Source organism: Oribacterium sp. WCC10 (assembly GCF_900113415.1).
Lineage (GTDB): Bacteria > Bacillota > Clostridia > Lachnospirales > Lachnospiraceae > Oribacterium.
In genome coordinates this window covers 57,684-72,793 of the sequence record NZ_FOPH01000006.1, presented here as the reverse complement: position 1 = coordinate 72,793, position 15,110 = coordinate 57,684, and the positions used below count along the sequence as shown (strand labels likewise).

At 40.1% G+C, this 15,110-nt stretch carries 13 protein-coding genes; all 13 read right to left on the bottom strand.

Annotated features, from left to right (window positions below; translation table 11 throughout):
• Positions 1-19: 19 nt before the first annotated feature.
• Positions 20-403: a hypothetical protein gene (locus BM294_RS06110; RefSeq protein ID WP_091205780.1), complete on the bottom strand. Its 384-nt coding sequence runs from the start codon at positions 401-403 to the stop codon at positions 20-22.
• 92 nt (positions 404-495) lie between these two features.
• A complete protein-coding gene (locus tag BM294_RS06105; RefSeq protein ID WP_091205778.1) occupies positions 496-1,500 on the bottom strand; it encodes an ABC transporter permease subunit in 1,005 nt (334 codons plus the stop codon).
• Between the two features lie 31 nt (positions 1,501-1,531).
• Complete coding sequence (locus BM294_RS06100) at positions 1,532-3,040, bottom strand: sugar ABC transporter ATP-binding protein (protein WP_091205777.1); 1,509 nt, start codon at positions 3,038-3,040, stop codon at positions 1,532-1,534.
• A gap of 106 nt (positions 3,041-3,146) precedes the next feature.
• Entirely contained in the window at positions 3,147-4,280 is a 1,134-nt protein-coding gene (locus BM294_RS06095; RefSeq protein ID WP_091205775.1) for a galactose ABC transporter substrate-binding protein, read from the bottom strand.
• A gap of 333 nt (positions 4,281-4,613) precedes the next feature.
• Positions 4,614-5,570: a glycosyltransferase family 2 protein gene (locus BM294_RS06090; RefSeq protein ID WP_091205773.1), complete on the bottom strand. Its 957-nt coding sequence runs from the start codon at positions 5,568-5,570 to the stop codon at positions 4,614-4,616.
• A 122-nt stretch (positions 5,571-5,692) separates the two neighbouring features.
• The gene (locus tag BM294_RS06085) at positions 5,693-6,574 is read right to left on the bottom strand and encodes a LicD family protein (protein WP_091205771.1); all 882 of its coding nucleotides are present in this window, start codon (positions 6,572-6,574) and stop codon (positions 5,693-5,695) included.
• A gap of 4 nt (positions 6,575-6,578) precedes the next feature.
• Complete coding sequence (rfbH, locus tag BM294_RS06080) at positions 6,579-7,922, bottom strand: lipopolysaccharide biosynthesis protein RfbH (RefSeq protein ID WP_442950775.1); 1,344 nt, start codon at positions 7,920-7,922, stop codon at positions 6,579-6,581.
• A gap of 24 nt (positions 7,923-7,946) precedes the next feature.
• Complete coding sequence (locus BM294_RS06075; protein ID WP_091205768.1) at positions 7,947-9,014, bottom strand: acyltransferase family protein; 1,068 nt, start codon at positions 9,012-9,014, stop codon at positions 7,947-7,949.
• Between the two features lie 116 nt (positions 9,015-9,130).
• Positions 9,131-10,225 carry a CDP-glucose 4,6-dehydratase gene (gene rfbG, locus BM294_RS06070; protein WP_091205766.1) on the bottom strand — a complete coding sequence of 365 codons (1,095 nt, stop codon included), beginning with the start codon at positions 10,223-10,225 and terminating at the stop codon, positions 9,131-9,133.
• A 107-nt stretch (positions 10,226-10,332) separates the two neighbouring features.
• The gene (rfbF, locus tag BM294_RS06065) at positions 10,333-11,106 is read right to left on the bottom strand and encodes a glucose-1-phosphate cytidylyltransferase (protein ID WP_091205988.1); all 774 of its coding nucleotides are present in this window, start codon (positions 11,104-11,106) and stop codon (positions 10,333-10,335) included.
• 83 nt (positions 11,107-11,189) lie between these two features.
• Complete coding sequence (locus BM294_RS06060) at positions 11,190-12,671, bottom strand: hypothetical protein (protein WP_091205764.1); 1,482 nt, start codon at positions 12,669-12,671, stop codon at positions 11,190-11,192.
• On the bottom strand, positions 12,646-14,268 hold the full coding sequence (locus tag BM294_RS06055; protein WP_091205763.1) for a hypothetical protein: 1,623 nt from the start codon (positions 14,266-14,268) through the stop codon (positions 12,646-12,648). The genes BM294_RS06060 and BM294_RS06055 overlap by 26 nt, the downstream gene beginning before the upstream one ends.
• Positions 14,246-15,055 carry a glycosyltransferase family protein gene (locus tag BM294_RS06050; RefSeq protein WP_139225857.1) on the bottom strand — a complete coding sequence of 270 codons (810 nt, stop codon included), beginning with the start codon at positions 15,053-15,055 and terminating at the stop codon, positions 14,246-14,248. Before BM294_RS06050 ends, BM294_RS06055 begins: the two co-directional genes overlap by 23 nt.
• Between the last annotated feature and the right edge of the window lie 55 nt (positions 15,056-15,110).

Here is a 15,110-nt window from a genome sequence, read left to right as displayed (position 1 = left end):
CACTTCTTACCTCTTTAAATCAACCGTGATTCTTATTACCGTACTTCTCTTCGATCTTTTTAAATCTGTAAAATACGACACCGATAGAAAGGCATATAAACAGAAGTCCCATAAGTCCGTCATACTGAGATACTATCTCCATAGCAAGAACACAAGCTGCGAAACACAGTACAAGTATACCCATTTCTTTTGAATATGGCTCGATATTCTCTTCCTTAAGCTTTCCCCATTCCTTAGGTCTTATTGCATCCACATCTTTGAATACCAGAAGCTTTACTGCATAATATATGATCATAACTCCCAGTACTATCTGTATTCCATGCTGCGCAAAGAATGCAGTAACCGCACTCTGATTCTTTGTCATAAGAACAAGCTGAAAAAAACTGCTATTTAAACTGTTCATTGATTATTACCTCTTTATTTTATCTCTTATAAAAAAAGGTCTGTGGCAAAAACCACAGACCTCATTATAATCCATTGATTTATTTCACTCAATTACTTCTTCTGTACGTACTTTCTGATATCGAGAGAAATAGCTACGAAGATAACGATACCGATGGCAATGTACTGAGAGTTTGCATCTACACCAAGGAACTGGAGAGCAACCTTCAGAAGCTCAAGTACTGCAACACCGATGATAGCTGATGAAACCTTACCACGTCCACCTGTTACAGATACACCACCAAGTGCACAGGCAGCAATACCTTCCATCTCGTATGAAAGACCGGTATTGATAGAAGCACCGCCAGCCTTTGCTCCAAGCATGAAACCGGCCATTGCAAAGAATGCTGAAGCCTTAGCATAGATAAGTATCATTGTAAGCTTTACAGGTACACCTGCAACCTCTGCTGCCTGTGGGTTACCACCGATAGCATACATATACTTTCCATGGCGTGTCATGTTATATATGAACCATGTGATTCCTGCCATTGCAATGGCCATCCAAATGAGCCAGCTGAGTCCAAGGAATCTTCCTGTTGAGAAAGCGGTATATCCTGTAATATATCCACCAAGAGGTGTAGCTCCTGTGTAGATAAGACCAAGTCCATAGATGATTTCCATCATAGCAAGTGTTGAAATGAATGGTGGAACATGAAGAAACGCGATGAACCATCCTGTGACAGCACCAAAGCATCCGCAGATAAGCATTGCTATAATAAGTACAACAAAAGGATTGAGAGGTGTGATGCTTGCCATGAATCCTTCCTGGAAGAAACGTCCGCCGTATTCCTGTTTCTGAAGGAGTGTACCTGCAATACAGGCACCAAAACCTACCATACGTCCACCGGAAAGATCGCATCCGCCGGTGATAACTGCGCCTGAGATACCAAGAGCGATAACAAGTCTGTAGGACATGTTAGCAAGAAGGTTCAGGAAGTTGTTTGGTGTCAAAAAGTTCTTTGTTGTAAGTCCTGTATAGATTACGAGAATGAACATTACGATGATAACACCGTTATTGATAAGAAAATCTGTGATTTTCTGTTTCTGTGTCTTTTGCATTTTTCTTTCCCCTTAATTATCAATTGCCTGATCAGAACTTTGTTGCAAAGGTCATAACCTTTTCCTGAGTCATGTCTTCTGCATGATCTATCTGACCTGTGATCTTACCGTTACACATTACATATACACGATCCGCCATACCAAGAAGCTCCGGCATTTCAGAAGATATCATGATGATTGCCTTGCCCTGCTTTGCCAGATTCTCCATAATCTCATATATCTCATGCTTTGCACCGATATCAATACCTCTTGTCGGTTCATCCATGATGAGGATATCAGGATCATTTGCCAGCCACCTTGATACTATAACCTTCTGCTGATTACCACCGGAAAGATTTCCGATATGCTGATTCATGCTCGGTGTTTTGATGGAAAGCTGCTGGATGCTATCATCAACAATCTTGTTTATAGTTGGATGATCAAGAACAAATCCACCCTTCAGATGCTTATTATAGATGGAAATACCAACATTATCCTTTATTGAAAGGCATCCGAAGATACCATTTCCACGACGATCCTCGGTTATCATACCGATTCCGGCATCCATCGCATCCTTCGGCTTTGAGATTTTTACTTCTTTACCGTGAATCTTTATGGTACCTTCTGAAAGATTTCTTATTCCGAAGATACCTTCCATAAGCTCTGTTCTCTGTGCTCCAACCAGACCTCCGAATCCGAGGATCTCACCCTTACGGATGTTAAATGAACATTTCTGGAAGGACTTGGCGTGAATTGAGCTGACATTCTCTACTTCAAGAACCACTTCTCCGATTTCATGATCATGTTCAGGATAAATCTGAGTGAGTTCACGACCAACCATCTTTGCGATGATCTGCTCAGTTGTAAGCTCTGCCGCAGGCCATGTACCTACATAAGTTCCGTCACGCATTACCTGAATATCATCTGCGATTCTCTTTATCTCATCCATCTTGTGAGAGATATAGATCATAGAAACACCACGGTCACGGAGCTGATTCATTACCTTGAAAAGGAAGTCAACTTCATTATCGGAAAGTGATGATGTAGGCTCATCAAAGATGATGACTTTTGCTTCTCTTGATACAGCCTTCGCAATCTCAACAAGCTGCATCTGGCCGATGGAAAGTGATCCGAGCAATGCTTTAGGATTGTAATCAAGTCCCAGCTCCTTCAGCCATTTTTCTGTCTCTGCAAACATAGTGCTGTGATCGATCATCTGTAACGGACCGAACTTCTTAACAGGGAAACGGCCCAGATACATGTTCTCACCTATGCTTCTTGCAGGAATAGGCTGAAGTTCCTGGTGCACCATGGCAATTCCTCTTTTGGCTGCCTCATCAGGGTTATCGATCTCAACTTTCTCACCATCCAGATATATTTCTCCCTCATCCATGTGATAGATGCCGAAGAGACACTTCATCAGTGTGGACTTACCGGCACCATTTTCTCCCATGAGTGCGAGAACTGTACCTGGACGAACAGCAAGATTGACTTTATCCAGCGCTTTTACACCCGGGAATGACTTAGATACCCCTCTAAGTTCAAGTTTATATTCCGCCATTTTATCCTCCAGTAGATATACTCTTTAAAAAACAGGGGTACAGGTGCGATTTCGCACCCGCACTCCTGCATTATGTACTAAATCAATTTGTTACATACTTGACTGATTAGCCGAGAGATGCAAGGATGTCATCTACGTTATCTGTTGTTACCTTAACGTAATCGCAGCCGATGTAGTGATCATTGCCTTCGCCTGTGATGTACTTAACAGCTGCATCTGCTGCTGAATGTGACTGAGAAATGTGATCGTTGAATACAGTACCTGTCTGCTTTCCTGACTTAACGTTCTCGCAAGCCTCCTGAAGAGCATCTACGCCAAGAAGATATACATCTGTTCCAACTGTCTCGCCGGCTGCCTCGATAGCCTGAAGAGCACCAAGAGCCATAGCGTCGTTGTTGCAGAATACTACTTCGATATCCTTACCATGCTGAGCGAGTGCATTAGCAACAAGTGACTGTGCCTGTGCCTGATCCCAGTTACCAACCTGATCATCAAGTTCCTCAACCTCAATGCCTGCATCCTTGAGAGCCTTTATTGAGAACTCTGTTCTGTACTGTGCATCAACGTTCTCAGGATCTCCCTCGATCATGATGTAAGAAACCTTGCCGTCACCGTTGATATCACCCTTATTCTCAAGATCAGCAACGATCTCACCCTGCATTGTACCAGACTGACGAGCATCACATCCTACATATGTTACGTTCATGTTGTTGTCTGCCCATCTCTGCTCTTCCTGTGCATCCGGCTCTCTGTTGATATAAACGAGAGGAATATTAGCCGCTGTAACCATATCTGTGATTGTAGCTGCTGATGAAGAGTTAACAGGGTTTACGATAAGAACATCTACGTTATCTGTAATGAAGTTCTGAATCTGGTTTGTCTGTGTAGCCTGATCGTTAGCACCATCTACGATAGTGATGTTGTCCTTTGAGAATCCAAGAGAAACGAGGTAAGACTCAAGCTCATTTCTGAAAAGTGTCATAAAGTTATCAGAGAACTGATAGATACATACACCAACCTTCTTGTCAGCAAGGTCTGTTGAACCTGCCTCTGCTGCAGCCTGTGTAGCTGCCTCTGCTGCGGCTGTTGTCTCTGTCTTTGCAGCCTCTGTTGCTGCTGCCTCTGTTGCGGCTGCTTCTGTTGCTGCAGCTGTTGTAGCTGCTGTGTTTGATGAGCCACATCCTGCGAGCATTGATACTGCCATTGCTGAAACTGTGAGTAAGCTAAGTGCTTTCTTCATAATAATCCAATCCTCCTATGATTGTACTTGTTTTTACGGGACCGCCCCGTCATTTACTGTTTAAATTATATCCATGGAAGATATTAGAAAGAATAGATTATTCTTCTTTGAATCTAGAAAATCCTTTTATTTTATTGTTGATAATTTTCATGTTTCTCACTTTAATGTTCTTGTTTTAGTGCATATTATACATACTTCATTTTATTTTCCAGTAATTACCGCTTTATTTTATGCCTGAACATAAGAAAAAGGATGCCCAATGCGATGTTCACGCATTAGCATCCTGAAATAATTCGTTTTTCTTTGATATTATTCTTAATTAATTTAAGGATATTATTCTCCATATTCGGAGTTTATATCAATGTTTTCCATATCCTCTATGATATACAGAGGTCGGTCTTTAAGTTCCTCGAACAGAACTGCTATATACTCACCTATGATTCCCACCACTATGAACAGTACTCCAAACATAAAGCAAAGAAGTACAACTATAGTAGCATATCCTGAAGGAGCTTTATCATGTGTGCATAAAGTATATATAAGAAGAATCAATCCCAAAAAACCACTGCTCAAACCAGCAAAGATACCAAGCTTCAATGGTACATTTGAAAAACACATAATAGTATTCATTGCAAATGTAAACAGCTTCTTTATTGAATAATGACTGCTCCCTGCCACTCTCGGAGCTGCCTCATACTCTATAGTTGTTTTCCTGAAACCGACATTCTGTACATATCCGCGAAGAAATCTGACTTTCTCACGATAATTCTTTTTTAGTACATTCTGCACAACTCGTGTGATAGCAAAAAAGTCGGAAGCATTGGGCTCCAGATATATATCTGATACCTTATTTATGAACCAATAAAATCCTCCTGAAGTTATCTTCTTTATGATGCCCGCAGTTTCATTTTTGGTTCTGACCATGGATATAACATTGAATCCGGATTCAAATGCATCAACTATCTTCTCCAAATGCTCAGGTGGATGTTGAAGATCCGCATCCATAAACACAATTCCATCCCCCGAAGCATAATCTAGTCCTGCTATCATTGCGGCTTCATGTCCAAAATTCCTTGAAAAGCTTATAAGCTTTACATGCTCCGGGTCATCTTGCGATAAACCTTTCAGAATATCTCCTGTCATATCCTGTGAGCCGTCGTTTACAAAAACAAACTCATAGTTCCATCCTTTTTCTCTGAGTCTTTCTCCATATCCCTTTGTCACACTGTAAAACTCATTGAGCCCAGCCTCTTCATTATAAGCTGAAACAACGATACTCAGCAGTTTCATATTATCTCCCAAATGATGTTTTTTCTTCTCCGTCTGTAAAACTGAAATATCAATAGTCAATCATTTAACCCTGATATATAACTAAGGAAACACTGATTATATCAGCATTTCCTTAAATCCAGTCAAAGGATTTCAAGCTCACGACCGCTGTGTGAAGGCACTCTCTTTTCCACAGGAGGAAGCTTCATATAATCACCGTAAAGCATTTTAAGAACCTTGTCCCATTCCTTTGGCCCTGTGAACTTTTCCCCCTCAAATTCAAAATGTATCGGTTCTTCCCATGAATCTTCTACCGTACAATACTGATAATCAGGCTGATAATTTGAAAAAAAAGACTTTCCGTTTGTTACTTCCTTATTTCTGCCATAAAGTTCTGTATATTTTCCGGCGATTTTATCCTGCCATCTGAAAATCGTCTTCATCGGTATCATCTTACCGATTCCCACTAAAACCGCTACTTCAAATTTTACCAGTCCCTTGTACTTTGACCAGTCAAGTTTCCTTCTATGCGCCATGCCAAAGCCAAATAAAATCTGTTGCATAAGTTTCACGATTTTTCCTTTGGTTTTACCGGCAGGCAGTCTGTCAATGATAAAGAGGTCAACCCACAGATGATTCAGTTTGCCCTCGTAAAACTCCATATCTTTGTCATCCTCAGAATGTCTTCTTGAATCAAGATACAGCACTCGAGGAACGAAATCATAGAAAGCCTCTCCGTTTCTGTACTCATAAGGCATTACAAGCTCCATGTTTTTCGGTAGTTCAAGATTCGCTATAGCTTTGAACCTTTCAAATTCCTCACGTCTGAAGCATATATCAATATCATCATCCCATGGGATAAATCCATGATGCCTTACAGCTCCCAGAAGTGTTCCTGAATCTATGAGATATGTGATATTGTGCTTTTCACATATATCACGTATAGCCCTCAATATCTCGAGATTTGCTTTATGAACCTTTTCAAGATCGAACTTCCAACCCTGTTCGTTTTCTATATTATTCATCTTTTTACTTTATTGCCTCAAGCAGAACCTTTGCCATATATGTAAGTTTCTCATCAGTCATACCAGGATACAGGCCCACCCAGAAAGTATCTCTCATAATTCTGTCTGTATTTTCAAGACTGCCCACAACTCTGTAGCCTTCCCCGGTCTTTCTCATTTCATCAAAACATGGATGCTTAATGAGATTGCCTGCAAAAAGCATTCTGGTCTGTACTCCGTGCTCCTCCACGTACCTTACAACATGTTCTCTGTCTACGCCTTCCCTACAGGTCATAAGGAATCCAAACCAGCTTGGATCTGAATTCAGCTCAGCTTCTGGAAGAATAAGCTTATCCTCTGCACCTCCCTTTATCAAAAGTTCCTTAAGGAAAGTAAAGTTGTGCTTACGCCTCTCCACAAATGCAGGAAATTTCTCAAGCTGTGCCACTCCGACAGCTGCCTGCATATCTGTTGCTTTGAGATTGTAACCAAAGTGTGAGTATACATACTTATGATCATAGCCTTTTGGAAGTTCACCGTACTGTCCGTCGAATCTATGTCCGCAGGTATTGTCTTTTCCCGATGCACACCAGCAGTCTCTTCCCCAGTCTCTAAAACTTCTCATGATACGATGAAGTAATGGATTATTAGTATAGCATGCGCCACCCTCACCCATTGTCATATGATGCGGAGGATAGAAACTTGAAGTTCCTATATCGCCTATTGTACCTGTAAGTTTTGTCTCTCCATCAATTGTGTATGTTGAGCCTAGCGCATCACAGTTATCCTCTATAAGCCAGAGCTCGTGCCTGTCGCAAAACTCCTTTACTGCCTTGAGATTAAATGGATTTCCCAAAGTATGAGCGATCATTACTGCCTTGGTCTTTTGGCTGTATGCCTCTTCAAGCATACTTACGTCTATATCACAGGTCGGTAATGTTACATCAACAAAAACAGGCACCGCACCATACTGAATGATAGGATTTACTGTTGTTGGAAATCCTGCCGCAACAGTGATGACTTCGTCACCTCTTTGTATCTGTCTCTCCTTGAGAAGCGGGCTTGTAAGTGTGCTGAAAGCAAGAAGATTGGCACTTGAACCCGAATTTACCAGGCTTACGTACTTAACTCCGAGATACTCTCCAAAGTCTTTTTCAAACTTATCTGTAAATCTTCCGGAAGTAAGCCAGAATTCCAATGCACTGTCCACAAGATTTACCATCTCCTTATCATCATAAACACGACTTGCATATGGTATCCGATCACCTTCCTCAAAAGGCTTAACCGGAACCTTATATTTTTTTGCATATTCAGAAACAAGATTCAGTATTTCCTGTCTTGCCTGCTGCTCAGTTTTCTCCATAATTATCTCTTTCTTATTATTATAAAAATATCACAAAATTTTCTTTGCTAACTTAGCCACGGGCCTCTCTACCATTCTCTCAAGAACAACCGCCAGTAAAAGACTAATCACCAGTGCGATAAGACTTTTTCTCAGCTGATCATCTATGAAAAGACCTGACTGTTGTATCACTATATAGTGTACAAGATATAAAGAATAACTTATTTTACCAAAAAAAGGAAGAACTCTGCTCTTTTCAATTATTCTCTTCACATATTTGGAACGATCAAGTGAAAAAAGAAAAGCCATCCATAAAAAGCTGATATAAAGATACTTATCTGACAGATACCTGTTTACAGGGATACCAAAAAGAATATATCTTACTGCCGGTACCATAATGATAAACACTGCAAGGATTCCCAGCACCACAACATCATATGCTGCAGAAACTTTTACTTTACTGCCTATCAGATAATTAATCAGTCCTCCATACATCAGTACAGGCAGATACCATCCGAGTTCAATGCTGTTCTCCGGGCAATTCCTGTAAAAGAACACCACAGAAAATACCAAAGCCACTGTAATAAGCATTGTCCCTCTCCAAGAGTCTCCGGGCAGTTTCATCAACAGAAATCCTATAAAGGGAGCTACAAAATAAAACTTCATTTCCACCGGAAGTGTCCAAAAATGCCCTGTTCCCTTGATAAGCAGAAAGTTTCTGACCGCATCGGGAACGTCTATATAACCCGTAAAAACACTGACTACAAGAACTGCTAAAAATGCAGGATATATGCGAACTATCCTTTTCAGATAAAATCTAAATGTCGAAAGCCAAAAACATTTTCCATTACAGGATTCATTTCGCTTAAATGAATCCTTATCTTCTGTCAAATATCTGTGCCTTTGCCGGATACCATTATTATCCAATGAAAGATACGGTCTTAATGTAAACAAACCTGTAAGCAGAAATAAAAGCCATACTCCTATCTTTCCACATCCGGAAACCGAATCATGAAATTCAGGAACCGCCTGTATGATATGAACTGTCAGGACTATAAGTATGGCAAAACCTCTCACAGCATCCAGCCATATCTCACGTTCACCCTGTTTTTTTTCCATAAACTATCTCCTGAAGACCGGGAACATCAGCCCATTTTGAATATCGTTTCGCGATGGACCATGCTACGTTCCATGTTTTCATAGAAAACCTGCCACAATTCCGTAACATCGGTCCATCAACATGAAAGAAACTCAGAAATCTGCTTTTCTGTGTACTCCAACATGTTCTCATTATCATGCCATGCATGGTACCACTTCACTGTCTGGTCTACAGCCTCATCTACATGCCATACAGGACTCCATCCAAACACTCTCTTTAGCTTGCCTGTATCTAGTTTCAGAAATGATGCTTCATGCGGAGCATCTGCCTCCGCCTCCGTATGCCAGCCTGCTCCTTCTCCCCAGGATGAAACAAACTTGTCCGCTAGATCACCCGTTGTGATGGCATCTACTTCATCCGGCCCCACATTGTAGTAATCCGCCTTCGATTCATCCATAGCCTGCTGCATAGCGATAAGAAGATAAACATATAGCGGCTCAAGTACATGCTGATATGGTCTTGTACTATAAGGATTCCTGACATGAATAGTCTTTCCTTCTATTGTATCTCTTACACAGTCAGGAATGATACGGTCCTTTGCAAAATCACCTCCACCGATAACATTACCGGCTCTCGCAGTCGAGATTCTCGTCACTTCTCCATCTGCCACATTAAAAAATGACTTCTTATAGCTATGAGTTACAAGCTCCGAACATGATTTCGAATTGCTGTAGGGATCATATCCGTCAAGTTTCTCATCCTCTATAAATGCGTGGCCTTCCTCATCATTGTTCTCATAAACTTTATCGGTTGTAACATTGAGTAATGTTTTTATCTTTTCATCATGTGTTGAATTATATTTTCTTGCACACTCAAGTACATTAACTGTTCCCATCACATTGATTTCATAGGTTTCCCGTGGAAATACATATGAAGTTCTGACTATGGGCTGAGCCGCAAGATGGAAAACCACTTCAGGTCTTGCTTTATCAAAGAAGGTCTGGAGTTTCTCATAATTTCTTATATCACCGATCTCAGAATAAATAAGAGCATCAAGTCCCAGAATATCATATAGAGAGGGTTCTGTCGGAGCCTCAAGTGAATATCCGTACACTTCAGCCCCAAGCATATGAAGCATAAGTGACATCCAACTCCCCTTAAATCCGGTATGTCCTGTTAAAAGCACTCTCTTTCCGCTATAAAATTTTTTAAGCTCAGTTAATTTAGACATCTTTTCTTCCTTTTTATGCTTTGTTACAGAATCTGATGCTATGAGTAATAGCTTCACAAGTCATCATATATGCACCTGATTTGTACACTTTACTGTTATCGCATTCATCAGCTCCAACGTTTCCATGGAGCACGATTTTCTTCCCACAGTGTTTCAAGCAGTTTCTTCTCACGCTGGGTATCCATGCATTGCCAGAAATACGGATGGTAGAAGCTCATCAGCTGTCCATCTGCTGCGAGTTTGTGCATAGGTTCCTGTTCCAAAACGCATTTATCACCGGAGAGATAATCAAACACTTCGGGATTAAAGATCATGAATCCACCATTAATGATCGCGCCGTCTTCATCCTCCTTTTCTCTGAAGGATCTTATATGATTACCGGCATCTATATCCAGGACTCCCTTTTGCTGTGCAAGAGAAACTGTTGTAATGGTTGCTATCTTTCCATGTGATTTGTGAAAATTCACCAACGCCGATATATCAACATTGGAAACACCGTCTCCATAAGTCAGCATAAACGGCTCATCTCCTACATACTTCTGAACTCTCTTGATACGTCCTCCAGTCATGGTATTCAATCCCGTATCAACAATAGTCACCTTCCATGGTTCGTTCATGTTGTTGTGAACTTCCATCTGATTATTGGAAAGATCAAATGTTACATCCGAATTGTGAAGGAAGTAATTGGCAAAAAACTCCTTTATAACATACTGCTTATATCCGGCAAGTATGACGAAATCATTGAAGCCATAACTTGAATAATACTTCATGATATGCCAGAGGATAGGCATCTCACCTATCTCTATCATTGGCTTTGGCTTCAAATGAGATTCCTCTGAAATTCTTGTTCCAAAACCACCTGCTAAAATTAATACTTTCATATATTCATCCTTCTTTACAAAGACATCTTGCTTTTTATACTCCAAACACATAGATAAGGTAATACTGTCTTCTTATACCTTTATCAATGTCTTTCACTGAAAATATTGAGTCTGTTATCTCTAAGTATAGAAAATGCCTCTCTTACCTTACCGGCACCATGATTATACTCAAAAATATGATTTAGTTCATCATCTGTATAATTATCTGTATTTAATGCTGCATTCTCCATACTTTCAAAATATATTTTTCTGAATGGAGCATTATTTATTTCTCTTAAATCCGTAGCTAAACTTCCTGTCATACAGGCTATAAAAATCGTAAATGCTGTCACTGCCGGAAGAATATTCATCAACACCAACTTTGAACCATCCTCCCTATATGTAGTAGTTCTCTTTTCTCCTTTTTTACGCCTATAATGTTTATCTATATATTCTTTTGATACCTTTCCGTAAATTATGAGAATACCAAGTACCCCCGGCAGATATTGCAGGGAATATCTGCTCTGCCATGCATACGTCTCAACAAGGTAAAGATATCTTGATAAAAACACCAGAAGATGACTAAGAAGACCACTTACTACTAGGAGAAGAGGGAATACTGTACGAAGATATATACCTTTTTGGAAATAAAGGAATATGGCATATACATACAAAAGAACCATCAATGCTCCTACAGCATAGATCACTTTATATCCAATGGCTCCGCTGCTTAGCATAGTCTCCCATCCTGATCCGTCAAGTAATTCGGAAGCAAAACCATTAAGCATGAAATGTAAAGTGAATCCAGCTTCCTTTGTAACCACATCTATGACAGATCTCTGCTCACTTATATTATGTTCATACACCGCTGTACTGTTACTCCAAAGGAACAGTAGTATTGGTATAACTGTTGTTATGGCATAAAAAAGCATTTGCTTTCTATCCACATTTCTGTTTTTTATAAACACAGTGTATAACGCTGCAGCTATAAGCGCCGCACAGAACTGAACTATATAAGGGCCTGCCAAAAGAAGTGCTGTATATGGTATAAGAAAGAGTTTCAGCACATCATATGTTCTTTTGGTTCCTGTAAAAACTCTCTCAAATACAAGATAGTTATAGAAGAACAGCCCATAGCTTAAAAAATGTGGGTAGCCGGAACCGTTTATTAGAAGTTCCCATTTATTCAGGCTGAATCCTGTAATTATAATAGCTAAAAAAGCCGGAACTCCCACAGACTCTCTCTTCAAATAAAGGCTCATCATAAGCATCATCAGGAATACTCCCAAAAGTCCCAGCATTCTGTCAAAATCCACAGAGTACGCAAAAAGCTTAACATTGAGCCATCTGATCGGATAGGTAACCGGAATGCGAGTGAGTATATCCGAAACCAGAAAACTATCCTTCGATAATGTATCCGGTATATAGCTGTTTATAAGTCTTATATAATCCGAATAAACTATATCCCTTGTTGCAGACTTTATATACCAGAAAAGAAAGGCGGTTCCCACAAAGGGTGCCGCCCATACCGCTAAATGTCCGAGCTTTTGTATATCATTTTTACTGTTCCATTTGTTTAATGGCATCCCAATCTGCCTTTCCGAATACTTGATCTGTTATATCTAAATATCTTTTTGTATCTGTACTTTCAAGAAGAACCACCGAATTATCGTAGCTCGCTTCCTTCGGAAGCTCTGATATGTCATTTATGAAATGAACCTCTGACCCCTGTCCGGTTTTCTCAGGATCAAATGGCTTATAGAAGTATTCTCCATAGAAATCAGTCATTCCATAACGATTGTAGAAGATATATGTCTGACGTACACCAAGAAAGTTTTGATATTTTCCAATGGTCTCATCAGCCAGTGAATTGACTCTTGAAATATCCGTCATAAAGAAAATGTTGTTGAAGTTGCTTCTGTAAAGCTGTTCAACAGGAGTCATGACAATGCAGTACGCAATAAACATTATTGCAAATACTTCTTTAGCCTTAAATTCCCTGGACTTCTTTCGGGATTTTCCGCTTATTCTTTCTTCACATCTACCCGAACTTCTTCCATACATAAAGCAAAGATACAGAAGTGCCGCAGTATAGCTCACATAAACCCATCTTATCTCGAGCCTTACAGTGATGGAACTGCATCCTATGCACATGGCAATAAATGTAATAAACAAGAGATTAAGTGATACCCACTCCGGATCAATAGCCTTCCTGAAGGATTCTCTTATGAATACAGCTATCATGAGTATAAGAATCACCCAACTAAAATACACTGACAGCTTTAACCAAAGTGGAGTGTCAAGCCAGTTTATACCATCAAGATATGCTTCTCCAACATTTACTCCAAATATGTACTGAACCTGCTGTATCGAATATCCGAGTGCCTGTATAAGATCAAATGTATCTGATACATCTGTCCCTGCTGTTCCGGCAGGCATGGCCTGTCCTGCTATAAACATTCGAACACCGAAAAAAAACACGAGTTCAAGTATTGGAACAAATGCCTTTGTCATATATCTCATGCTACTGTCGAATCTTCCTACTATCAGCCTTCTGCCTATAAGTACTAGATAGAAAAGCGGGAATAAGGCTATATATCTTTCGTGAGTGAATATCACAAGAAAATAAGTGATACATCCTGCAAAATACCAAAAGCTGTTTCTTCTTTCTATGAATCTGTACAGCATCCAAAGAACAATTATGGCCAGAAGAAGTGCCATCGATTCCAGCAGTCCGAGCACCTGTCCTATCTGATAAGCAGCAAAATGTGACCCAAGATACATTCCGGCCGTTAGGAATGATATAAGTGAAGCTTGAATAGCTCCCCGTCCATTCTTTTCAAAGGCTTTGGTTAAATCCATTGAAAAAAAGTAGATCACAAAGGAAATGAAGATATTTACAAAAACATTGAAAGTTGAGTAATAGTTTACATGTCTCCCGACTATCATGAACTCCAGATAGCTTAGTGCCCAGTAAAATGGTCTGAAATTACCCTTTGTTTTGAGCGGAAATGTAAACTCCCAAAAGTTGTCCTCTCCGTAAAAGGACCAAAGATACAGGTCATCTCCGTAGAGTCCTCTGATCTGAATATTCCTGTTCACGAAAAATCCAATCAAAATAAGTGCAAAAAGTGCAGGAAGCACCATTTGCACTTTATCTTTAGTTATCTTTTTTATTGTCATAAGCTCCATAAGCTTTTTTGTAGAAATGCATGAGCAAAGCTGTAACAAAGCCAGAATGCATCTGCCTGAACACTTCTCTCTCTTCCTTTTCTCTGTTATTGTTCTCTATGTTTCTCATGGTTTCAGCACCCTGATGAACACGATAGGCCATAAGAGGTTTCTCAATACATATAAACCTTCCGGGTTCTTTGGCCAGTCTTATTAGCGTTGCCCAATCTATCACAAACTTATAGGAGTTTCTGAAAAGAGGCGCAGTACATAAATTCGTGTTATAGGTACAGGTTGGGCATCCTATAGCGTTCCCGTATTTAAGCGCTGACAGTTTTACATTTGCCCTGTCTGCCACCTTATGATTTTTAAGCCTTAATCTCAGTAATCTCTTTACTTTTTCTGAGCTTCCATCGATAGTATTCCCCGATGCATCAATGGTATCATAACGACAGCAGAAAACAGACATATCCGGAAATACACTGTATGCATTAAGCAAGGCCTTTGTATAATCAGGAAAATACAGATCATCCTGATGAGCAATGGTTACAAGTGTAGCCAGCTTACTGCCTTCTTCATAAGCAAAGTTCCAGTCTTCCTGAAGTCCGTGCCTACCATTTCTGACATACACCGGATACCCGAATCTCGCACTGCAGGCTGTTATGAATTTATTGGGGGTGGAGGTACATATGATAACTTTGCTGTCTATACTCTGCGCCTTAAGTGAATTCAACAGATACGGGAGATACTCTGATTCACCATATGCTGCAACTGCAAAGCAATGTTTATACTTTTTCAAATCAACCCCTCCTTCAACACACATAATACCATGTATGTTCTTCCATAAAGCAATA